This is a genomic window from Roseovarius sp. THAF8, assembly GCF_009363735.1.
Lineage (GTDB): Bacteria > Pseudomonadota > Alphaproteobacteria > Rhodobacterales > Rhodobacteraceae > Roseovarius.
In genome coordinates this window covers 129,417-150,397 of record NZ_CP045410.1, presented here as the reverse complement: position 1 = coordinate 150,397, position 20,981 = coordinate 129,417, and the positions used below count along the sequence as shown (strand labels likewise).

The following is a 20,981-nucleotide window of genomic DNA, read 5'->3' as shown; positions in this document are numbered from 1 at the left end:
CCATGGGCGTGACCGAGGATCTGGCCGACGAACTGGCGCTCAAGGTCATCAAGTATGTCGATGCCTCCGGCGACGACGGCGTGATCTCGGAAATCGTCGGCATCCTCGGCGCCACCTCGCAATCCGCCGAAGAGGCGTTCCTGACCTCGATGCGGGTGCGCCGCGCCAACATGGCGGCGCGCGCGCATCTGCTGAACCGGGTCAGGAAGTTCCAGGAACAGCAGGGCACGGAGGGCGGCGCGGCCAAGGACGCGCCCGAAACCTGACGGCGATCGCACTTCGCACGGGCGATCCGTGCCAAGCGGGCTAGGTGCCCGTCCAGACACGTGCGGCGCCGGGCTCTCGCCCCGCGCACGACAACCAAGCAGGGAGACACCATCATGGCACGCACCATCATCATCGAAGAGTTCGGCGGACCGGAGAACCTCAAGCTCGTTGACCGCGAGGTCGGCGAACCCGGCCCCGGCGAGGTGCGCATCGCCCACGTCGCCTGCGGGCTGAACTACATCGACGTCTACCAGCGCACCGGGCTGTACCCGTTAGAGCTGCCCCATGCCCTGGGGATGGAGGCCGCGGGCATCGTCGAGGCGGTGGGCGACGGTGTCACCCATCTGCAACCGGGCCAGAAGGCCGCCTATGCCGCCACCCCGCCCGGCGCCTATTCCGAGGCGCGCGTCATGCCCGCCGCGCAGGTCTGCCCCCTGCCCGACGACATCCCGTTCGAGGACGCCGCCTCGATCATGCTTCAGGGCATGACGGTGGAATACCTCTTTCACCGGGTCTGGCCCCTGAAAAAGGGCGACACCGTGCTCTTTCACGCCGCCGCCGGTGGCGTGGGCCTTCTGGCCTGCCAATGGGCGCGCTCCGAGGGGATCCGTCTGATCGGCACCGCCGGCACGGACGAGAAATGCAAGATGGCGGTCGATAACGGCGCATCGGCCTGCATCAACTACCGGACCGAGGATTTCGTCGAAGAGGTCGCGAAACTGACCGACGACAAGGGCGTCGACGTGGTGATGGACGGGGTCGGCAAGGACACGTTCGACCGTTCGCTCGACTGCCTGAAACCCTTGGGCATGATGATGTCCTTCGGCAACGCCTCCGGCCCGGTCGAGCCCGTGAGCCTGCTGACCCTGGCGCAGAAAGGCTCGCTGAAGCTCACGCGCACGACGCTGTTCACGTTTCTTGCGGACCACGAACGCTGCCAGGAAATGGCCAAGCACCTCTTCTCGAAGGTGCAGTCCGGCGACGTGAAGGTGAATATCGGCCAGACCTGGAAACTGGAGGATATCGCCGAGGCGCATCGCGCACTCGAGGCGCGCGAAACCACCGGCTCGACCATCCTCACGCTTTGATCACGATCGCGGGAACTTTCCTTGGCGTGGTGCAGTTGAGCGACTGCACGCCAAAGCGGGCACGCCAATTGTGCCCGCCCGGCAAATCGGAGAAGAAGACCCATGAACAACATCATCTATATCGTCGGCCTTATCGTCATCGTCGTTGCCATCCTTTCTTTCATCGGCATCGGGTGAACGAGGTCCCGGGGTCCGACCTCCAGGGAAGAACTGAATGAACAAACGGGCGCTTTTGCTCAAACTGGCGCAGGACATGCGCGCCAGCTACTGGTTCATTCCGGCCAACATGGTGTTGTTCGCGATCGTTTTGGCCTACGGGTCGGAATGGCTCGACCACAATGCCGAGATCCTTCCGTTCCAATTCCCCGAATCCCTTATAGATACCCAGGTCGAGGGCGCGCGCAGCACGCTCTCGACCATCGCCACGTCGGTGATCGGCGTCACCGGCGTGATGTTTTCCATGACCATCGTCGCGGTGTCCTTCGCCGCCGGCAATTACGGCCCGCGCCTGATTGGGAATTTCATGCGCAACCGGGGCAACCAGATCAGCCTCGGCATCCTGATCGCCACCTTCGTCTATGCCCTCTTGATCCTGCGCGCCGTGCAGGACCCCTCCGAAACGGCCCAAATCGAGGCCTTCGTGCCGCAATACTCCATGCTGCTGGCGATGCTGGGCTGCATCATCGCGGTCTTCACCATGATCTATTTCGTCCACCACGTGCCCGAGACGATCAACGTGGGCAACATCACCGCCGGCCTGGGCCAGCGGCTGGAGTCCGAGATCAAGGCCATCATCGACGCCGAGGACGCCCGCGACAAGCGCCGCGAGGTCACCTATCCCGACCGCGACCCGGACCACCGGATCACCCTGAACGCCGCCGGCTACATCCGCACGCTGAACTACCAGCAGGTCGAAAAACTGACCGACCGCGACGACTGGCTCCTGCGGATCGAACAGCAGCCGGGCGATTTCGTCAGCTCCTTCACGCCGGTGATGTCGGTCTGGTCACACGAGGCGCTGTCGGACGACGATATCGCGGAGCTGCGCGACTGCTACGCGCTCGGCACCAGCAAGACCGAGCATCAGAACGTGCTCTTTCTCGTCGACGAACTAGTCGAGGTGCTGGCCCGCGCGCTCTCGCCCGGCGTCAACGATCCTTTCACCGCGATCAACTGCCTCAACTGGATGCAGAACGCGCTGTCGGTGGCGCGGCACCATGGCGAGGGGCTGGGCGAGGCCGGCGCCGGCAAGCACGCGCTGGGACCGCGCTTGACCTATGACACCCTGTTCGAGCGCAGCTTTCTGGCCTCGAAGCCCTATACCGACACCGACGAGCTGACCAAGGCGCATTACCACAAGCTGGTGGCGGAGCTGAAACGGTCGACCTGAGTGCCGCGCGATTGCCAGACCGCGGGATGGCTACCCGTCGGTTGCTCAGCGCACTTTATCACAGCCACATCCGTAAAGCCTCAGATCGATGCGCTAACGTGCCCCAATCGCCAGCCCGGGGGGCGGTCTGGCGATCGCGCGGCGGCGCGGCGGTGCCGCGCCTTGATTCCGCGCGAAGGCGGCGCCTCACCCCTTCTTGCCTTCCTTCACCTTCTCCGCCAAATCCCGCGCGATGGCGAACGCGCCCTTGATCTTGTCGGCGTCGGATTTCCAGCTGCGTTTGACCACGATCTTGTTGTCCTTGACCTTGGCCAGCCCCTTCTGGTCCTTGATGAAATCGACCAGCCCCTGCGGGTTGGAAAACTTGTCGTTGTGGAACTGGATCGTCGCGCCCCGCGGCCCCCCATCCAGCTTGGCGATCCCGGCGCGTTTGCACATGGCCTTGATCCGCACCACCAGCATCAGCGTGTTCACCTCGCGCGGCAGCTTGCCGAAGCGGTCGATCAGCTCGGCGGCGAAGCCTTCCAGTTCAACTTTGGTCGCCAAGCCACTGAGACGGCGGTACAATCCCAAGCGCACGTCCAAGTCCGGCACGTACTCCTCGGGGATCAGCACCGGCACGCCGAGATTGATCTGCGGCGCCCATTGCTCGTCCGCCTCGCTCAGCCCCTCCAGCTGCCCCGACTTGATCTTGGCAATCGCCTCTTCCAGCATCGACTGGTACAACTCGTACCCCACGTCGCGCATCTGGCCCGACTGTTCCTCGCCCAGAAGGTTGCCTGCGCCGCGAATGTCCAAATCCTGGCTGGCCAGCGTGAACCCCGCGCCGAGTTGGTCGAGGCTTCCAAGAACGCGCAACCGCTTTTCGGCCGAGGGCGTCAGCCGCATCCGGGGCTTCGTCGTCAGATACGCATAGGCCCGCGTCTTGGCCCGCCCCACTCGGCCCCGGATCTGGTAGAGTTGCGACAGGCCGAACATGTCGGCGCGGTGCACCACCATGGTGTTGGCGGTGGGAATATCCAGCCCCGATTCCACGATTGTCGTGGCCAGCAGCACGTCGTACTTGCCGTCGTAGAACGCGTTCATCCGCTCATCCAGCTCCTTGGCCGCCATCTGCCCATGCGCCACGACGAAACTGACCTCAGGCACTTGGTCGCGCAGGAACGCCTCGATCTCGGGGATGTCGCTGATGCGCGGCACCACGTAGAAACTCTGTCCGCCCCGGTAATGCTCGCGCAACAGCGCCTCGCGGATCGTGACGGTGTCGAACTCGCTCACGTAAGTGCGGATCGACAGCCGGTCGATGGGCGGCGTGCCGATGATGCTCAGGTCCCGCACGCCACTCAGGCTCAACTGCAAGGTCCGCGGGATCGGCGTCGCCGTCAGGGTCAGCACATGCACTTCCGAGCGCAGCGATTTCAGCCGCTCCTTGTGGGTCACGCCGAACCGCTGCTCTTCGTCGATCACCAGCAGGCCAAGGTTCTTGAACCGGATGTTCTTGGCCAGAAGCGCGTGCGTGCCCACCACGATATCCACCGTGCCATCGGCCAGCCCCGCGCGTGTCTTCGTGGCCTGGCTTGAGGACACGAAGCGCGACAATGGCGCCACCGTCACCGGAAACCCCCGGAACCGCTCGGCAAAGCTCTGGTAGTGCTGCCGCGCCAGCAGCGTGGTGGGCGCGATCACCGCCACCTGCATTCCCGACATGGCCGCGATGAAGGCCGCGCGCATCGCCACCTCGGTCTTGCCAAAGCCGACGTCGCCGCAAATCAGCCGGTCCATCGGCGTGCCGCTGTCGAGATCGGCCACAACGTCCTCGATGGCGCGCAGCTGGTCATCCGTCTCCTGGTACGGGAACCGGGCCGAGAATGCCTCCCACGCGTGATGCTCGGGCTCCAGCACCGGGGCCTTGCGCAGCGCGCGTTCGGCGGCGATCCGGATCAGGCGGTCCGCCATCTCGCGGATGCGCTCCTTCAGCTTGGCCTTCTTGGCCTGCCACGCGCCGCCGCCCAGCCGGTCCAGCAGGCCCTCTTCGTGACCATACCGGCTTAGCAGTTCGATATTCTCGACCGGCAGGTAAAGCTTTGAGGATTCGGCATATTCCAGCAGCAGGCATTCATGCGCCGCGCCCGCCGCCGTGACCACCTCCAGTCCCTTGTAGCGCCCGATCCCGTGGTCGACATGCACCACCAGGTCGCCGGGCGACAGGCTTTGTGCCTCGGTCAGGAAGTTCTCGGCCCGCCGCCGTTTCTTGGGCGACCGGATCAGGCGGTCGCCCAGAATATCCTGCTCGGCGATCACCGTCAGTCCCGGCGCGGTAAAGCCATGCTCCAGCCCCCAGACCGCCAGATGCAGCCCGCGTTTGCCGATGGCCCCGGCGTTCTTGACCGTGACCGCGCCCAACAGGCCCTCGTCTTCCAACAGCCCTTCAAGCCGCTCCCGCGCCCCGTCCGAATAGGACGCGACCAGCACCGGCCCCTCGGCCATGCGCGCATCAATATGGTCCTTCAGGACGCTGAAAAGATTTATCTTTTCCTGCTGGCGTTCGGGGGCAAAATTGCGTCCGATCCGCCCGCCCGCGTCGATCACGCCCGGCCCGGGTGCCTGTGGCAACGGTGACAGGGCAAGCACGCGGCGCGCGCCCAATGCGGCGGTCCAAGCGTCGTCGTCAAGATACAGCAGGTCAGGCGCAATGGGCTTGTAAACGCTGTCCTCGCGGCCCTTCTGGCTCATGGCATGTTTGCGGGCATCATACTGATCGGCGATCGACACCCACCGCGCCTCCCGCGCCGCCTCGACCTGGTCATCCAGGCTGACCGGCGCGCCGGGGATGTAGTCGAACAGCGTCTCCAGCCGCTCGTGAAAGAGCGGCAGCCAATGCTCCATCCCGGCCTGCTTGCGCCCGGCGCTGACCGCCTCGTAAAGCGGGTCGTCACTGCCCGCCGCGCCGAATTCGATCCGGTAGTTCTGCCGGAACCGCGTGATCGCGGCCTCGTCCAGAATGACCTCGCTGACCGGAGCCAGCTCGATCCGGTCCAGCTTTTCGGTGGTGCGCTGCGTCGCCGGGTCGAACCGCCGCACGCCGTCCAGCACGTCGCCAAAGAGGTCCAGCCGCACCGGGCCGCTTTCACCCGGCGGATAGATGTCGATGATCCCGCCGCGCACGGCATAATCGCCCGGCTCCATCACCGTGGGCGCCTGGGTAAAGCCCATCCGCACGAGGAAGGATTTCAGCGCGTCCTCGTCGATCTGGTAATCCACCTGCGCCGAGAACGCCGCCTCGCGCAGCACCTCGCGCGCGGGCACGCGTTGCGTCGCGGCATTCAGCGTCGTCAGCAGGATGAACCGCGACGGCCCGCCATGCACCAGCCCCGCCAGCGTCGCCATCCGCGTGGCGGCGATATCGGCATTGGGCGACACCCGGTCGTAAGGCAGGCAATCCCAGCCGGGAAAGCGGATCACCGGCATCTCGGGCGCGAAAAAGCGCAGCGCCTCCTCCATCGCCGCCATCCGCTTGTCGTCGCGTGAGACATGGATCACGGGGCCCTCCGCACGGGCGGCCTCGTCGAGGATCAACTTGGCGTCGAAGCCTTCGGGCGCGCCGCCAACGGCGATACGGGTGCTGCCTGCCATGCCCGGCCCCTCAGCCGCCCAGCACGCCGGTCGACATGTTGACCAGCATACCCCACATCGCGGTCACCAGGATCGACAGCACGCCGACCATCTGCGTCATGATGCGGTGGTAGTGCATCCGCTTGTAAAGCGCCGCGCCCACCAGTTCGTCCCGGGTGATGCGGTGCGCCGTGAAGACGGCCATCAGTGCCACCAGCGTCATCGGAAACCCCAGCAGGAACAGCGCCTGGCTGAATTCGTTGCCGTAAACGAAGCCCAGCAGCGCCGCCGAGGTCAGCACGAAACACACGAACCCCGCCATCAGCAGCCCGGTCTCACGCGCGATGTAAAGGATGCGGTTGCAGTTGATGCGCACCATGTCGTGCAGGTCCACGACGCCCTGCTCGTCGCCGCCCCTGGCCCGCTGCACCATGTCCCACGGCACGCCCAGCACCCAGTGGCTGGTCGACGACCACAGCACCGCCAGCACGATCCAGAACCACAGGTTGCTGAAGCTGCGCATGTCGATCAGCTCGAAAATCGTCTCGATCAGGTCCAATGCCGGTGCCTCGTTGCGTCGTTGCGCTGTGCCGCGCTCTATCCGGGCACCTCTTAGCGCCGCTTGGCGCCAATTCCTACCCTTGAGATGGCGGAATTTCCATGCCACTCAGAAGGCGCATCAGAAAAAGGATGGCATCCATGCGTCCCACCCAAGGGCCCTTTCCCGTCACGCGCCTGCGGCGCACCCGCGCCACCCCGGCGATCCGCGCGCTGGTGGCGCAGAACACGCTGACCCCGGCCGACCTGATCTGGCCCGTGTTCGTGCGCGACGGCGACGGCGTCGAGGAACCCGTGCCCTCCATGCCCGGCGTCCTGCGCCGCAGCGTCGACCGCGTGGTCGAGGCCGCCCGCGAGGCGCACGGCCTTGGCATCCCCGCCATCTGCCTCTTCCCCTACACCTCGGCCCGGAACCGCACCTCGGATTGCGCCGAGGCGTGGAATCCCGATAACCTTTCCAACCGCGCGACGCGGGCGATCAAGGATGCGGTGCCCGACATCGCCATCATGACCGACGTGGCGCTCGACCCCTATTCCGACACCGGCCATGACGGCTTTGTCGTGGACGGCGAGATCCTCAACGACGAAACCATCGAGGCGCTCGTGAAACAGGCCCTCAGCCAGGCCGCGGCGGGCGTCGATATCATCGGCCCCTCGGACATGATGGACGGCCGCATCGGCGCCCTGCGTGCAGCACTGGAATCCGAAGGCCACAAGAATACCCTGCTGCTCAGCTACGCCGCCAAATACGCCTCCGCCTTCTACGGCCCGTTCCGCGACGCGGTCGGCGCATCGGGCGCGCTCAAGGGCGACAAGAAGACCTACCAGATGGATCCCGCCAATTCCGACGAGGCGCTGCGCTGCGTCGCCCGCGACCTTTCCGAGGGCGCCGACATGGTCATGGTCAAGCCCGGCCTGCCCTATCTGGACATCTGCCGCCGGGTGAAGGACGCCTTCGGCGCGCCCACCTACGCCTACCAGGTGTCGGGCGAGTACGCGATGATCCAGGCCGCCGCGCAGAACGGCTGGATCGACCACGACCGCGCCATGGTCGAAAGCCTGATGGCCTTCAAACGCGCCGGCTGCGACGGGATTCTCACCTATTTCGCCCCCGCCGTGGCACGGATGCTGAACGACTGACACAAGCGCGGGTTCTCGCTTATGCCCAAGTGCACCACAATCTGTGGTGACACCGCCGGCGATAGCCCCTATACTCAGTCCCAGACCGGCAATTTTCAAAAGACCGGCCAACGATCAGGCAACGAACAGGCAGTATCATGAAAAACCTTTCCCGGCGAAGCTTCACGCTCGGCGCATTGGCCGCGTCCCCCCTTCTGGCCGCTTGCGGCAACGGGGTCGGCAGCGTCGGCTCGCAAAAGATCGACGCCCGCGTCAACTCGACGCTCAATTACCTTTACCAACGCTATCCCCAGACCCGCGACATCTCGAACAAGTCGGTGGGCCAGCTGGTCATGCCGCTGATCACCGAGGGCGGCTTCATCGTCGGCGGCGGCTATGGCCGGGGCGCCCTGCGCGTCGGCGGCGTCAGCGTCGATTACTATTCCGCCACCAAGGGCAGTGTCGGGCTGCAGATCGGGGCACAGCAATTCGCCCATGTCCTGTTCTTCATGACCGAGGATTCGCTGGCCAACTTCCGCCGCGCCTCCGGCTGGGTCGCGGGCGCCGATATCGAATACGTGTTCTCGGACCAGGGCGAGAACCTGCGCGCCGACACCACCACCGCCAGCTCGCCGGTGCTTGCGGTGATCTTCGGCCAGGCCGGTGCGCTGATCGGCGCGTCGCTGGAAGGCATCAAGTACACCCGCATCATTCCCTGACGGCGTCGCCGGGATTGAACCGCCCCGGGACGGCGACCGACCCATGAAGGGCGCGTGAACACCTCGCGCGCTCTTTGTCACGAAAGAGGTTGCCCCATGCCCCGTACCGCAGCACTTGCCGCCCTTGTCACCCTCTGCACCGCGGCCCATGCCGCCGCCTGCGCCCTGCCGCCGCCGGTCTGCGAGGTCCCGAACGGCCAGCGCGCCACGCTCGAACACGCCAGCGGCAGCACCGTCCTCTTTTCGCAGCTTGATCCCGACGCCACGGGATACCGGCCGACCTATGTTCTGGTCGATTGCTCCAAGCGGCAGGCCGTGGCCTTGGGGCACGTGCCGGAAGGGGCCGATGACTCCGCAAGCCAGACCCATTTCGATGGCCGCATGGTGATGGATCGCGAAGTCTCGGCCGGCGCGCGCCCCCGGCTGGGCCAGGTGCATCGCCAGCTTCAGCGGATGGGCTTGCGCAGCAAACGCTTCACCCTGATGAAATCCCATTGCGGCTGCGCCCTGCCCGACATTCCCCCGCCGCCCGCGAACTGCCCGACCTACTGATCGGGGCGCGGGCGGCGCGCCTCATTCCGCGCCATCGCCGAAATCTATCGTGATCCCTGGCAGCGGGGTGTCGTCGCCCTCCTCCGTCGCGCCTACATCCGCCTCGTCCCCGTTCCGCCGCCGGGCGCGCTGCTCTTTCAGCATCTCCATCTGCCGGTTCAGGTATTCGGCAAATTGCGGTCCCGCGCCGTTCTCGTCCCAATGCGCATAGACCCGTCCCTCGATCAGGGCCAGCCAATACAGCCGCAGCACCCGGTTGATGCGCGCGCCATAGCCGGGGCCAAGGCGGCGGAACCATTTCACCATGTCGCTGTCCAGCCGGATGGTGACCCGCGTTTTCGGGCGCGCGATCGGTTCGCGGCTTTCCAGCCCCTGCCACTCCTCGGGCAGGGATCGGTCCAGCCAGTGCTCGGTCAGCGATTCCTGCAATTGCCGCAGTTCGTCCATCAACGCGGCGCGGTTGTTCTGCGGCGGCGGCGTGCGGCGCATCGGGGGTTCCTTTCAACGGGAGGACACGGGGGGTGAACGCCCGTCATCCTGCCGCCGAGACGTTAACGCCGCTTGGCGGCACCGCCCGGTGCACGGAGGGTGTACGCGGGGTGCACGCCTGTCACCCCCGTGTTTTCGGCCCGTTGCGCGGATCGGTTAACCGACCGTGCTCAGTTCATGTAAAACTCGCCGGTCACCTGCCGCCATTCGCCGGGGCTGATCATCTTGCGATGGATGAACTGCACCGAATGCAGCGGTCCGTCGATTTCGTCCTGCCAGAATTCGATGAACTTGAACAGCTTGGGATGGTCCGGGGCAAGATCATAGTCCTGCCAGACGAAGGTATTGATAACATGCGCATAATCCGGCATGTGGTAATAAAATTCCGCAGTCGTCAGGCCATAGCCTTTCAGCATCAGTTCGGTTTCCGAAAGCTCCGTCGTGTTATCCATGTTGGCACCACTCTTATTGTTATGAATCAGAGTGTGGCACGAAATAATTAGTTTTCAATAAAAACAGCATGTTATCACCCTGCCCGGCTGGCTGCCAAAGGTCGGGGACACGGGCCATTGCACCCCATATCCTGCCTCTGGTATAGTTTCGTTAACAAGATATAGACAAATGCGACAGGACGGGACAGCACGTGAACGACACGCCGGAAACCCCTGAAAACGAAGACGAAATGCCGCCCGAACGCCCCGTGCATGACGGGCCGTCGGTGTCGATCATCGAAGAGATGAAGACGTCCTACCTGGACTACGCCATGTCGGTGATCGTCAGCCGGGCCATTCCCGACCTGCGCGACGGCCTGAAACCGGTGCACCGGCGCATCCTTTATGCCATGCACGAAACCGGCAATACCCACGACAAGGCCTACCGCAAATCCGCCCGCCCCGTGGGCGACGTCATGGGTAAATACCACCCCCACGGCGACTCTGCGATCTACGACGCGCTGGTGCGCATGGCGCAGGATTTTTCCATGTCTTTACCGTTACTTGACGGTCAAGGCAACTTCGGCTCCATGGACGGCGATAACCCCGCTGCCATGCGTTACACCGAGGTCCGCATGGACAAGCCCGCGGGCGCGCTCTTGGCGGATATCGAGAAGGAAACCGTCGATTTCCAGGACAACTACGACGGCAAGGACCGCGAGCCCACGGTCCTGCCCGCGCGTTTCCCAAACATGCTGGTCAACGGCGCCGGCGGCATCGCCGTCGGCATGGCCACCAACATCCCGCCGCACAACCTGGGCGAGGTCATCGACGCCACGCTGGCCCTGATCGAGAACCCCGACCTGAGTTCCGAACAGCTGATCGAATACATCCCCGGCCCGGACTTTCCCACCGGCGGCATCATGCTCGGCCGCTCCGGTGCGCGGAAGGCGTATATCGAGGGGCGCGGCAGCGTGATCGTGCGCGCCAAGACCCGGATCGAGGAGATCAGGAAAGACCGCTACGCGATTGTTATCGAAGAGATTCCCTATCAGGTTAACAAGTCCGCGATGATCGAGAAGATCGCCGAGACCGTGCGCGAGAAACGCATCGAGGGCATCACCCATGTGCAGGACGAATCCGACCGTCACGGCGTGCGCGTGGTGGTCGAGCTGAAGCGCGACGCCACCGCCGAGGTGGTACTGAACCAGCTTTTCCGCTTCACCCCGATGCAGACGCATTTCGGGTGCAACATGCTGGCGCTGAACGGCGGACGGCCCGAACAGCTGACGCTTTACGGGTTCCTCAGCGCCTTCATCTCCTTCCGCGAGGACGTGGTGGCCCGGCGCACCGCCTATGACCTGCGCAAGGCCCGCGAACGCAGCCACGTGCTGTGCGGCCTGGCCGTGGCGGTCAGCAATGTCGACGAGGTGGTCGCCACGATCCGCGCCTCCGCCGATGCCGCCGAGGCCCGTGAAAAGCTGATGACCCGCCGCTGGCCCGCGGGCGATATCCTTGAATACATCGCGCTGATCGACGACCCGACGCACAAGGCGAACGACGACGGCACCTACAACCTCAGCGAAACGCAGGCCCGCGCCATCCTGGAACTGCGCCTGCAACGCCTGACTCAGCTTGGCGTGAAAGAGGTCACCGACGAGCTGCAGGAACTGGCGGGCAAGATCAAGGAATACCTCGCGATCCTCGCCAGCCGCGAGCGAATCATGCAGATCATCTCGGACGAGCTGACCGAGGTGAAAGAGCAATTCGCCGTTCCCCGCCGCACCGAGATCGTCGACTGGTCCGGCGACATGGAGGACGAGGACCTGATCGAGCGCGAGGACATGGTCGTGACCGTGACCTCGGGCGGCTATATCAAGCGCACCGCACTGGCCGATTTCCGCGCGCAGAAACGTGGCGGCAAAGGCCTGTCGGGCATGCAGACCAAGGAAGAGGACGTGGTGACCACGCTGTTCGTGGCCAACACGCATACCCAGCTTCTGTTCTTCACCACCGACGGGATGGTCTACAAGCTGAAGACTTGGCGGCTGCCTCTGGGTGGGCGAACGTCGAAGGGAAAGGCGATCGTGAACATCCTGCCGATCCCCTCCGGGGTCAGCATCGCGGCGATCATGCCGGTGGACCGTGACGAGAGCGAATGGGACGACCTGCAAGTGGTCTTTGCCACCGACCACGGAACCGTCCGCCGCAACAAACTGAGCGATTTCACCAACGTCATGCGCAACGGCAAGATCGCTATGAAGTTCGAAGGCGAAAGCGAAGGCTGGTCCTTGATCAATGCACGCATCGCCTCGAACGACGATGACGTGATGCTGGTCACGAATTCCGGTCGGGCCATCCGTTTCCCGGCGACCGATGTGCGGGTCTTTAACTCGCGCGCCTCGACGGGCGTACGCGGCATCCGTCTGAGCAATGGCGACCGGGTGGTGTCGATGTCGATCATCAGCCATTTCGAGGCCACGCCGGACGAACGCGCCGCGTACCTGAAGATGCGCAGACAGATGGCTGGGGCCGATGACGACGAGACGGGCGAGGAAGACGGCAACGCAGAAACGCCGCTGCCGACCGAACGGTTTGAAGAGATGAAGGCGGCCGAGAATCTGATTCTCACCATCACCGAACAGGGTGCCGGCAAATTGAGTTCCAGCCATGATTACCCGGTCCGCGGACGCGGCGGCATGGGCGTCCAGGCCATGGACAAGGCCATGCGTGGCGGGGCCTTGGTGGCCTCCTTCCCGGTTCAGATCGAGGACCAGATCATGCTGGCAACATCACGAGGCCAGTCGATCCGCGTTCCGGTTGACGGAATCTCGTTCCGGTCCCGCAGCGCGGGCGGTGTGAAGGTCTTCAACACCGGAAAGGGAGAGAAGGTCGTCAGCGTCGCCTGGATTGCCGAGACCGGCGAAGACGACCTCGATGAAGGCGCCCCCGCGGAAAGCCAGGAAACCACTTGAGCCGATGACCTGCCGCGCAATTCGCGTTGTTTCGAACGAATTCTGCCCCAATTTTTCGGCAAAAAAGGTCAAGGAAGCTCCGGACTTATGCTGCCCCCGGGGTAGGGTTTCGCCTTGGTGCAAAGACGGCAACGCTGGGTCGATTACACGGGCCTGAATTTGATCCGAATCGTCATCGGATCGTATTTCATGGCAACCGCGCTTGGCCTGATATCCGGTGTGGCGACGCCCGCGTTGTTCCTGTCGTTTACCGACCCGCAGACGGCTGACCTGATTGGCACCGTTCTGCTGTTTTCCATCACCGCCGCGTTCCTGCTTGGGCTTTGGTTGCGGCTGACATCGTTGATGCTGGCGATCTTCGTGTTCGCCACCAGCGTGGCGCAGAACCTGATGCTGGCCGATACGCCGCTGGTCGAGCCGTTCTGGCGCGATCTGGCGCTCGTCGGTGCCGTCCTTCTGAGCTACACCGGCCTGAAACGGACCGAAATCAGCCGGGCCGCATTTGTATGGCGCCGCAGCACGCCGCGGCTGCGCAACGATCAGGTGGTGGTGGTGCCGCGCCGCGTGACAGCGGGGGCAACCGCCGCGGACCGGGCACAACAGCGGGCGCGGACGACATCCGCGATGCAGCCATTGACCAGGACACAAGCCGTATCGCCCCAGCCTGCACTGGAACGCCCGAAACCCAGGCTGGTCTCGGCGACGCATGGCGACAGTGACGAGGTCGAGAACATCTTCGCCGCCCTGTGACGATTGCGACGCTCGCACCCGGCAACGATTTCGCAACGGTTTGCTGTCAGTCTGCCTGCGTTCGACCAGGGGCGTTGCGCGACATGAACATCTACACCTGCCAGATAGACCTGAAAAAAGACGCGCAAGCGATGTTGTTCGCAGCCGCGCTCGACAACTGGATGTCCCATCTGCAGGCGGCCGGTGTTGTCGGCCAATGGTCGCTCGTCCGGCGCAAGCTCAACCTTGCATCCGACAGCTTTCGCGATTTCCTTTTGAGGATCGAGGTGGCCGACCTCGCGCAGCTTGATCAGGCCTTTCGATGGGTCGGACAACAGGGTGACGAGGCGGAGACGCTCTACACACGGATGCACGACATGATCGACACCGCCGACTATGCGCTGTACCGCCCATTTCCCGACCCCGAGCGCGCAGAGCGGCTGGCCATAATCTAATCAGTTGCTGACGTTGTTCACCGAGCTGGTCACACCGATGATCGTTCCAAACAGACCGATAACCGTGCGCGCCGAATTGATGGGGGATTCGGTGGCATAAAGTGTATCGTCGGGCTGGATGAAGAACTGTCGCGCCGCGAACAGGCCGTCGGCCGAAGTCAGATCGAAGCTGAACACGACCTGCTGTTTGTTCGGACCCGCCAGTCCCGGCTTCAGGTCCCTGGGCTGGTAATCACGCAAGACGAGTACGCCCTTGGGGTTGGCTGTCCCCGCATTCAGACCGCTTGTGGACGAGAGCGCTTCCACCACCGTCATGCGCTCCTTCTCGAAATAGATCACCTTCTGTGCGCCGGTCGCGCCGAGAGACGTGAAACTGCGTTCGTCCTCGACCACCACGATCTGGTCACCGCCGACGACACGCACGTTGCGATTGGCGTTTTCCAACAGCGACGAGACGCGGGCCTCGTAGGTTCGGCCCCCGCGTTGAAGGCGAATCATCGGGTTGCGCAGGGCGGGATTCACTCCGCCGCTCTGGGCCACCACGCCCAGTATCTTGGTGTTCCGGCTGTCGAGCGGATAGCGACCCGGCGCCGCGACCCCGCCGACAACGTCGACAGAATTGTTGCGTCCGGGCGTCACGGACAGTTGCACCTGCGCCGAAGGCTGGATCTGTTCGAACTGCGATTGCAGCCGGGCTCTTGCCGAGGATGGGGTTAGGCCCCGCACCGACACCTCGCCGACATAGGGCAGGAAGATGCGGCCTGCCGCGGAAACCTCCTGTGGGGGGATTTCGGCTGCGGTTCCGTTCAGTCCGGTCAGAAGAGAGTTGTCTTCGCTGTCCCAGACCACGATATTGACCGTATCGCCGGTCTGGATAGCCGAGGAATCAGGCCCTTGATCGGCCCCGAACCAGTGGAATTTGGCGCTCGCGCCGCTGTGCGGCCATTTCGCGATCAGCGGCGTCAGCTCGCGCGTCACCTCGACCAACTGAAACGACGGCTTCTCAGAGCGTTGTTCCTTCAATATTTCGGACTGCACGGCAGCGCCACGCGGCAACGCGCATCCTGTAAGCGCAACAACGCCGACGGCCAAAAATAGAAACCGGATCGTCTTCAACAATGTCGTGTCCCCCCGCGGGCATGCATTGGTTTCCTATCCCATGCACGTGATGATAGACAATGGGGTAATGGAAAAAGAGGGCAATCCGGCGAGATTGCCCGGGCTGGACGTCGGGATGCGGATACTTGTAGCGGGCTCTGGTGGACGGCTTGGTCGATTGCTGCATGCCGCAAGGACTACGGGCGTCTGTTGTGACGCCGAGTTCATATTTCAGTCCGGCGGACCGGACCGGGACGTGCGTTGGACACCCGATGACTCGTTGGACCGGCTGCCGGCCTGCGACATGATGATTGCGCTGTGGGGCAAGACCGCCGGCACGAGCGATGACCTTGCGATGAACACCGCGCTTGTGGGCCTGTCGCGCCGCGTAGCGCGGCATTGCGGTGCGCGGCGGCTGTTCCATATTTCCACGGCCGCCGTTTACGGCCCCGGCGCAAAACTGACCGAGGACGCACCATTGCGCCCGATCGGCCCATACGGGGAGGCGAAACTGAACATGGAGCGCACGGTGACCTCAGGCGACAGCGCCGTGTCAGAGCATGTGTTGCGCCTGACCAACGTGGTCGGCGCTGACAGCCTGGCACCAGCGCTGGCAAAGGGTGGCGGGGTCACGCTGGACCAGTTTGCGGATGGACGCGGCCCCATTCGCAGCTATATCGGGGCGACCGACCTGCTTGCGGTGTTGAAACGCCTTTCCGACACGGAGACAAAACCGATGCCACGCGTGCTCAATATTGCCGCGCCCGGGCCGGTGGCGATGGAAGACTTGGTGGTGGCTGCGGGCCGGCACGTTCTGTGGCGCCCTGCCCCCGACAGCGCAATCAGGGAAGTGTCGCTGGACGTCGGGCGCCTGCAGGCCCTGCTGCCCGACTATCGATTCACCTCCGACGCAGGCGAGATGATCGCAGATTTGAACCGACTGGAGGTACGCCGATGAGTCCCGGCAAGCGGGTCATGGACATCGCATTGGCCCTGTTGCTGGTCGTGGTGTTGTTGATCCCGACGCTGCTGGTGGCCGCGGCCATTCTTGTCCTCGACGGCCGGCCGATCCTTTATCCGTCGAAACGCATGAAGGCGCCGGGACAGAGCTTTATCCTGTGGAAGTTCCGAACGATGACGAATTCGGGCCGGGATGCGTCCGTGTCCGGGGCGTACAAGCAGCGCCGCATCACCAAGACCGGAAGATTCCTGCGTCGCAAACGCCTGGATGAGCTGCCGCAGCTGTGGAATATCCTGAAAGGCGACATGAGCTTTGTCGGCCCGCGACCGCCCCTGCCCCGCTTCGTCCGTCTGTGCCCTCTGGTATATGCCGAGGTTCTGGAAAACCGCCCCGGTGTCACGGGGCTGGCGACGCTGGTGTTTCATCGTCGGGAGGAACAGCTCTTGTCGAGATGCCATTCACAGGCCGAAACCGATGATGTCTATCTGCGTCGTTGTGTGCCGGCCAAGGCGAAAATCGACCTTATCTGGGCCAGAAACAGGACGCTCTGTTTCGACGCCGCACTGATCGTCAGGACGGTTAGGCGGGTTTTCGCCTCAGGCGGCTAACCTATACGAAGCTATAACAGATACATGCTAAGACTGGAATCCGCACATGCATTGCATACGCAGCAGAATTCACTTGTGACGCGGAGATTTTCCATTCTATGTACCGTGTTGCGTTTCGTTGGGATGATGTGATTTGTTTAAGTTGTATTTGCCAATAAAGGTTCAACTCATGGTCGTACGAGGCGGGGCTTGATGCTTTACAAGTTGGCGGTTTCCCTTTCGCGTCATCAAAAGCGGAAAATCCTGCTTGCAGTCGACGGTGTCCTGATCGCGGTATCTCATATCGTAGCCGGGTTCCTGTTGCTGGGCATGGACGGTGTCACGGCGCATGCCGATGCGTTCCTGATGAGCGTGACCTGCGTGACAGGAGTCGGCCTGGCTCTGATCTTCGTGCTGGGACTGCACCGGATCAAGCTGAACGCCTATCAGATGCAAGGCGTGGTCGAATCCGCCTTTGTTGCGGCCGTGATGATCGGTACCGGCGCGCTGATGTCGGCGGTGTTCTTCGGGATGACCTTTCCAGCGCCGCTTTTCGTGGTCATGGGAATGCTTTTTCTCATCCTCTCGGTGTCGTCACGGCTGCTGATGCGGCAAGTACTTCTGTCCGTCTACCGGCGCGGCAATGCAAGATTGCCGATCATCATCTACGGCGCGGGACAGACCGGGCAGCAACTGGCGACCGCGCTGTCTGTCGACGACGCGGTAGAGCCCGTCGCTTTCGTGGATGATGACTTGCGGTTGCAGGGCATCACCATTGGAGGGCTGCGCACCTATTCGCCTGGCGACCTCGAAGACCTGATCCAGAGGTACCAGGTCAAGCGCGTCGTCCTGGCCATGCCAAGCGCCAATCGGGCGGTTCAGTCCAGTATCATCAAACGTCTGGCCAGCACATCCTGCGAAGTCCATTCGATGCCGTCCTTCGCGGATCTGGTTGCAACATCGTCCGCGAGCCTGTCCGAAACCAAGCCCGTCGACGTCAATACACTGCTCGGCCGTGCCGGCTTTGACGACGATCTGCCCGGTGTCTTCGAAACGTACCGGAACCGCAATATCCTGGTGACCGGCGCAGGCGGGTCGATAGGCGCGGAACTGTCTCGCCAGATTCTGTCCTGCGAACCGGGCAAACTCGTCTTGCTGGACCACAGCGAGCTGGCCTTGTTCGAGATCCACCGCGAACTGAATGCGATCCTGCCCGAGGCGACGGTCATCCCCGTCCTGGGCAGTGTCACCGAAGAGCCGCTGGTTGCCGACGTCATGCGCACACACCAGATCGAGATCGTCCTGCACGCCGCGGCCTACAAGCACGTGCCCATGGTCGAGCACAATGCGCTGGAAGGAATCCGAAACAACGTGTTCGGAACAAGGACCGTCGCCAGCGCGGCGATGCGTACGGGCGTGGAACGCTTCATCCTCATTTCCACCGACAAGGCGGTGCGCCCGTCCTCGATCATGGGCGCCTCGAAACGGTTTGCCGAACTGACGGTGCAGGATCTGGCGACGCGGTCGAATGGCACTCGGTTTTCGATGGTGCGGTTCGGCAACGTTCTTGGCTCGTCGGGGTCGGTCATCCCGCTATTCCAGGAACAGATTTCTCGGGGCGGTCCGGTGACGCTGACCCATACCGATGTCACCCGGTATTTCATGACCATCCCGGAAGCAGTGCGGCTGGTCCTGCTGACCGGCTCCTTCGCCCGCGGCGGCGACGTGTTCGTGCTCGACATGGGCAAACCCGTACCGATCTACGAGCTGGCACGCAGAATGATCGAGAATGCCGGACACACCGTGCGCGACGCTGAAAACCCGGGCGGCGACGTCGAGATCAAAATCACCGGCCTGCGCCCCGGCGAGAAATTGCACGAGGAACTGCTGATCGGCTCCGATATGCTGACGACGCCGCATCCGAAAATCCTGCGGGCACAGGAAAAGCACCTTTCAGAAATCGAAATGGCCAACGCCCTGCAATCCTTGCGGCAAGCGATCGACACGCGGAATGCGGAACAGATGGAAGCGACGCTGCATCAGTGGATCGAGAAGAGCGAAATGGGGAAAGGCGGCAAATCGGTGAACGAGTAGCGCCGGCCAAGGCTAGCCGGTGTTCTCGGCCTTCTCCGCCAGAAGAAGCCATTCCTCTTCGGCCTCGCCCAGTGCCGCCTGCCGTTGGTTCAAACCTTCGGTCGCCTTGGCGAACTTCGAAGGGTCCCGGGTATAAAGCCCCGGGTCGGCAAGCAATTCCTCCAGCTTCGCGATCTCGGCTTCCAGCCGGGCGATCTGATCGGGCAGAGTGTCAAGCCGGTGCTTGTCCTTGAAACTGAGTTTCTGTTTGCTCGCGTTGCCCGCTAACCGCTGCTGTCCCGCGGCCGGCGTAGGCTTTTGCGGCTTTTTTTCAGGCGTAACCTCGGGCGCCACACGCTGCGCCTGATAATCGGTCCAGCCCCCCGCATAGACGGTATGCCTGCCGCGCCCCTCCATTGCGACGGTGGTGGTCGCCACCCGATCCAGGAAATCCCGGTCGTGGCTGACCAGCAGAACCGTGCCGTCATAGTCGTCCAGCAGTTCCTGCAGCAGATCGAGCGTTTCGATATCCAGATCGTTGGTCGGTTCGTCGAGCACAAGCAGGTTGCTTTCCCGCGCCATCAGCCTGGCCAGCAACAGGCGCGCCTTTTCCCCGCCCGAGAGCGACCGGACGGGGGCGCGCACCTGCCGCTCGTCGAACAGAAAATCCTTGAGGTATCCGACAACGTGACGCGGCACGCCGCGCACCATGACCTGATCGGCCTGCCCCGAGACGCGCATGTCCGGATCGCCGGTCAGACTGTCCCAGAGCGTCATGTCGGGGGCCAGCTTTGCCCGCGCCTGATCGAACACGGCCGGCACAAGATTCGTACCGTGCCGCACTTCTCCCTCGTCGGGTTCGAGCGATTTCATCAGCAGCTTCAGAAGCGTTGTCTTGCCCACCCCGTTCGGGCCGATGAAGGCGACCCGGTCCTTGCGCTGGATCGTCAGGGAAAGATCGAGCACAACGGGGGCCTCCCCGAAACTCTTGGAGATGTGTGACGCCTCGATCACCTTGCGGCCGGATTGCGGGCCGCTGGCCAGCGCCATGGCTGCGGTGCCCTGCCGTTTGATCTGGGACGCCCGTTCGGCGCGGAGATCCTGAAGCGCACGAACCCGCCCCTGGTTGCGCTTGCGCCGGGCGCTGATGCCCTCGACCGCCCACCGGGCCTCTTCGGCGATCTTGCGGTTGAGCTTGTGACGCGCCTGGTCCTCTTCTTCCCAGACCTTGTCGCGCCATGCCTCGAAGTGCTCGAAGCCCTTTTCCTGCCGCCTCGTCATGCCGCGGTCGATCCAGAGCGTGGCACGGGTCAACTCGCGCAGAAAGGCGCGGTCGTGCGATATGATGATGTAGCCCGCCCGCGTCTCCTTCAGCTGCTGTTCCAGCCAGCCGATCGCCTCGATATCAAGGTGGTTCGTGGGTTCGTCCAGCAGCATCAGATCCGGCGCCTGCGCCATCAGTTTCGCCAGCGCGGCCCTGCGGCGCTCTCCGCCCGACGCGGTGGCGACGGGCCGGCCAGGTTCGAACTTCAACCCTTCGGCGGCCATTTCCACACGGTAATGCTCTGCCTCGTCCAGACCGTCGGCCGCGAACGCACCCAGCGTGTCGAAGCCGGTCATGTCAGGCTCCTGTTCCATGTAGCCGACCGAAGCGTCGGGCTGCAGGGCGCGGGTGCCGCGATCGGGTTCCACCAGACCGGCGATGACCTTCATGAGGGTGGATTTGCCAGAGCCGTTGCGCCCGACCAGCGCGACGCGGTCGCCTGTCTGAACCACCAGCGACAGATCGTCGAAGACAGGTTCGCCGCCAAAGGTAAGGGAAATGTCCGACAGCTGGATGAGGGGTGCACGCGCCATGGCGCAGCGCTATCCCGCGCC

General features: G+C 63.6%; 18 protein-coding genes. 12 read left to right on the top strand and 6 right to left on the bottom strand.

Annotated features, from left to right (window positions below; all coding sequences use genetic code 11):
* The first annotated feature begins 2 nt into the window (after positions 1-2).
* From FIU85_RS00750 to FIU85_RS00740, 3 genes are all read left to right on the top strand, one after another.
* Positions 3-266, top strand: coding sequence for a hypothetical protein (locus FIU85_RS00750; RefSeq protein ID WP_152492516.1), 264 nt, complete (start codon positions 3-5; stop codon positions 264-266).
* Between the two features lie 114 nt (positions 267-380).
* Entirely contained in the window at positions 381-1,355 is a 975-nt protein-coding gene (locus tag FIU85_RS00745; RefSeq protein WP_152495491.1) for a quinone oxidoreductase, read from the top strand.
* 214 nt (positions 1,356-1,569) lie between these two features.
* On the top strand, positions 1,570-2,745 hold the full coding sequence (locus FIU85_RS00740) for a DUF2254 domain-containing protein (protein WP_152495490.1): 1,176 nt from the start codon (positions 1,570-1,572) through the stop codon (positions 2,743-2,745).
* A gap of 186 nt (positions 2,746-2,931) precedes the next feature.
* On the opposite strand, the gene mfd is transcribed toward FIU85_RS00740, so the two are convergent.
* Complete coding sequence (gene mfd / locus FIU85_RS00735) at positions 2,932-6,378, bottom strand: transcription-repair coupling factor (RefSeq protein WP_152495489.1); 3,447 nt, start codon at positions 6,376-6,378, stop codon at positions 2,932-2,934.
* A gap of 10 nt (positions 6,379-6,388) precedes the next feature.
* The gene (locus FIU85_RS00730) at positions 6,389-6,916 is read right to left on the bottom strand and encodes a component of SufBCD complex (RefSeq protein WP_152495488.1); all 528 of its coding nucleotides are present in this window, start codon (positions 6,914-6,916) and stop codon (positions 6,389-6,391) included.
* Positions 6,917-7,056: 140 nt separating this feature from the next.
* On the opposite strand from FIU85_RS00730, the gene hemB reads away from it, so the two are divergent.
* The 3 genes from hemB to FIU85_RS00715 all read left to right on the top strand — a co-directional run bounded on the left by hemB (position 7,057) and on the right by FIU85_RS00715 (position 9,305).
* Positions 7,057-8,055 (top strand): porphobilinogen synthase, encoded by a 999-nt coding sequence (gene hemB / locus FIU85_RS00725; RefSeq protein ID WP_152495487.1) that lies wholly within the window; start codon positions 7,057-7,059, stop codon positions 8,053-8,055.
* A 137-nt stretch (positions 8,056-8,192) separates the two neighbouring features.
* On the top strand, positions 8,193-8,753 hold the full coding sequence (locus FIU85_RS00720; protein WP_152492522.1) for a YSC84-related protein: 561 nt from the start codon (positions 8,193-8,195) through the stop codon (positions 8,751-8,753).
* A 96-nt stretch (positions 8,754-8,849) separates the two neighbouring features.
* A complete protein-coding gene (locus FIU85_RS00715; RefSeq protein ID WP_152495486.1) occupies positions 8,850-9,305 on the top strand; it encodes a hypothetical protein in 456 nt (151 codons plus the stop codon).
* A 21-nt stretch (positions 9,306-9,326) separates the two neighbouring features.
* On the opposite strand, the gene FIU85_RS00710 is transcribed toward FIU85_RS00715, so the two are convergent.
* Entirely contained in the window at positions 9,327-9,794 is a 468-nt protein-coding gene (locus FIU85_RS00710; RefSeq protein WP_152492524.1) for a BrnA antitoxin family protein, read from the bottom strand.
* A gap of 170 nt (positions 9,795-9,964) precedes the next feature.
* Positions 9,965-10,246, bottom strand: a complete 282-nt coding sequence (locus tag FIU85_RS00705) for an usg protein (protein ID WP_152492525.1) — start codon at positions 10,244-10,246, stop codon at positions 9,965-9,967.
* Positions 10,247-10,437: 191 nt separating this feature from the next.
* Between FIU85_RS00705 and gyrA the strand changes: the two genes are divergently transcribed.
* The 3 genes from gyrA to FIU85_RS00690 all read left to right on the top strand — a co-directional run bounded on the left by gyrA (position 10,438) and on the right by FIU85_RS00690 (position 14,384).
* Positions 10,438-13,200 (top strand): DNA gyrase subunit A, encoded by a 2,763-nt coding sequence (gene gyrA / locus FIU85_RS00700; RefSeq protein ID WP_254702966.1) that lies wholly within the window; start codon positions 10,438-10,440, stop codon positions 13,198-13,200.
* 189 nt (positions 13,201-13,389) lie between these two features.
* Positions 13,390-13,950 carry a hypothetical protein gene (locus FIU85_RS00695; protein ID WP_152495485.1) on the top strand — a complete coding sequence of 187 codons (561 nt, stop codon included), beginning with the start codon at positions 13,390-13,392 and terminating at the stop codon, positions 13,948-13,950.
* An 83-nt stretch (positions 13,951-14,033) separates the two neighbouring features.
* On the top strand, positions 14,034-14,384 hold the full coding sequence (locus tag FIU85_RS00690; protein ID WP_152494483.1) for a DUF6614 family protein: 351 nt from the start codon (positions 14,034-14,036) through the stop codon (positions 14,382-14,384).
* Here FIU85_RS00690 and FIU85_RS00685 read toward each other — a convergent pair whose 3' ends face one another.
* Positions 14,385-15,503 (bottom strand): polysaccharide biosynthesis/export family protein, encoded by a 1,119-nt coding sequence (locus tag FIU85_RS00685; protein WP_368372972.1) that lies wholly within the window; start codon positions 15,501-15,503, stop codon positions 14,385-14,387.
* A 235-nt stretch (positions 15,504-15,738) separates the two neighbouring features.
* On the opposite strand from FIU85_RS00685, the gene FIU85_RS00680 reads away from it, so the two are divergent.
* The 3 genes from FIU85_RS00680 to FIU85_RS00670 all read left to right on the top strand — a co-directional run bounded on the left by FIU85_RS00680 (position 15,739) and on the right by FIU85_RS00670 (position 19,124).
* Complete coding sequence (locus FIU85_RS00680; RefSeq protein ID WP_172978756.1) at positions 15,739-16,440, top strand: NAD(P)-dependent oxidoreductase; 702 nt, start codon at positions 15,739-15,741, stop codon at positions 16,438-16,440.
* A complete protein-coding gene (locus tag FIU85_RS00675; protein ID WP_152495483.1) occupies positions 16,437-17,051 on the top strand; it encodes a sugar transferase in 615 nt (204 codons plus the stop codon). The genes FIU85_RS00680 and FIU85_RS00675 overlap by 4 nt, the downstream gene beginning before the upstream one ends.
* Before the next feature lie 192 nt (positions 17,052-17,243).
* Complete coding sequence (locus FIU85_RS00670) at positions 17,244-19,124, top strand: nucleoside-diphosphate sugar epimerase/dehydratase (protein WP_152492529.1); 1,881 nt, start codon at positions 17,244-17,246, stop codon at positions 19,122-19,124.
* A gap of 12 nt (positions 19,125-19,136) precedes the next feature.
* Here FIU85_RS00670 and FIU85_RS00665 read toward each other — a convergent pair whose 3' ends face one another.
* A complete protein-coding gene (locus FIU85_RS00665) occupies positions 19,137-20,960 on the bottom strand; it encodes an ABC-F family ATP-binding cassette domain-containing protein (protein ID WP_152492530.1) in 1,824 nt (607 codons plus the stop codon).
* Between the last annotated feature and the right edge of the window lie 21 nt (positions 20,961-20,981).

What these genes read in the sequence shown, in the direction of transcription:
- FIU85_RS00750 (WP_152492516.1), top strand. Translation starts at nt 3, where the DNA reads ATGGGCGTGACCGAGGATCTGGCCGACGAACTGGCGCTCAAGGTCATC.
- FIU85_RS00745 (WP_152495491.1), top strand. Translation starts at nt 381, where the DNA reads ATGGCACGCACCATCATCATCGAAGAGTTCGGCGGACCGGAGAACCTC.
- FIU85_RS00740 (WP_152495490.1), top strand. Translation starts at nt 1,570, where the DNA reads ATGAACAAACGGGCGCTTTTGCTCAAACTGGCGCAGGACATGCGCGCC.
- mfd (WP_152495489.1), bottom strand. Translation starts at nt 6,378, where the DNA reads ATGGCAGGCAGCACCCGTATCGCCGTTGGCGGCGCGCCCGAAGGCTTC.
- hemB (WP_152495487.1), top strand. Translation starts at nt 7,057, where the DNA reads ATGCGTCCCACCCAAGGGCCCTTTCCCGTCACGCGCCTGCGGCGCACC.
- FIU85_RS00720 (WP_152492522.1), top strand. Translation starts at nt 8,193, where the DNA reads ATGAAAAACCTTTCCCGGCGAAGCTTCACGCTCGGCGCATTGGCCGCG.
- FIU85_RS00715 (WP_152495486.1), top strand. Translation starts at nt 8,850, where the DNA reads ATGCCCCGTACCGCAGCACTTGCCGCCCTTGTCACCCTCTGCACCGCG.
- FIU85_RS00710 (WP_152492524.1), bottom strand. Translation starts at nt 9,794, where the DNA reads ATGCGCCGCACGCCGCCGCCGCAGAACAACCGCGCCGCGTTGATGGAC.
- FIU85_RS00705 (WP_152492525.1), bottom strand. Translation starts at nt 10,246, where the DNA reads ATGGATAACACGACGGAGCTTTCGGAAACCGAACTGATGCTGAAAGGC.
- FIU85_RS00695 (WP_152495485.1), top strand. Translation starts at nt 13,390, where the DNA reads ATGGCAACCGCGCTTGGCCTGATATCCGGTGTGGCGACGCCCGCGTTG.
- FIU85_RS00690 (WP_152494483.1), top strand. Translation starts at nt 14,034, where the DNA reads ATGAACATCTACACCTGCCAGATAGACCTGAAAAAAGACGCGCAAGCG.
- FIU85_RS00675 (WP_152495483.1), top strand. Translation starts at nt 16,437, where the DNA reads ATGAGTCCCGGCAAGCGGGTCATGGACATCGCATTGGCCCTGTTGCTG.
- FIU85_RS00670 (WP_152492529.1), top strand. Translation starts at nt 17,244, where the DNA reads ATGCTTTACAAGTTGGCGGTTTCCCTTTCGCGTCATCAAAAGCGGAAA.
- FIU85_RS00665 (WP_152492530.1), bottom strand. Translation starts at nt 20,960, where the DNA reads ATGGCGCGTGCACCCCTCATCCAGCTGTCGGACATTTCCCTTACCTTT.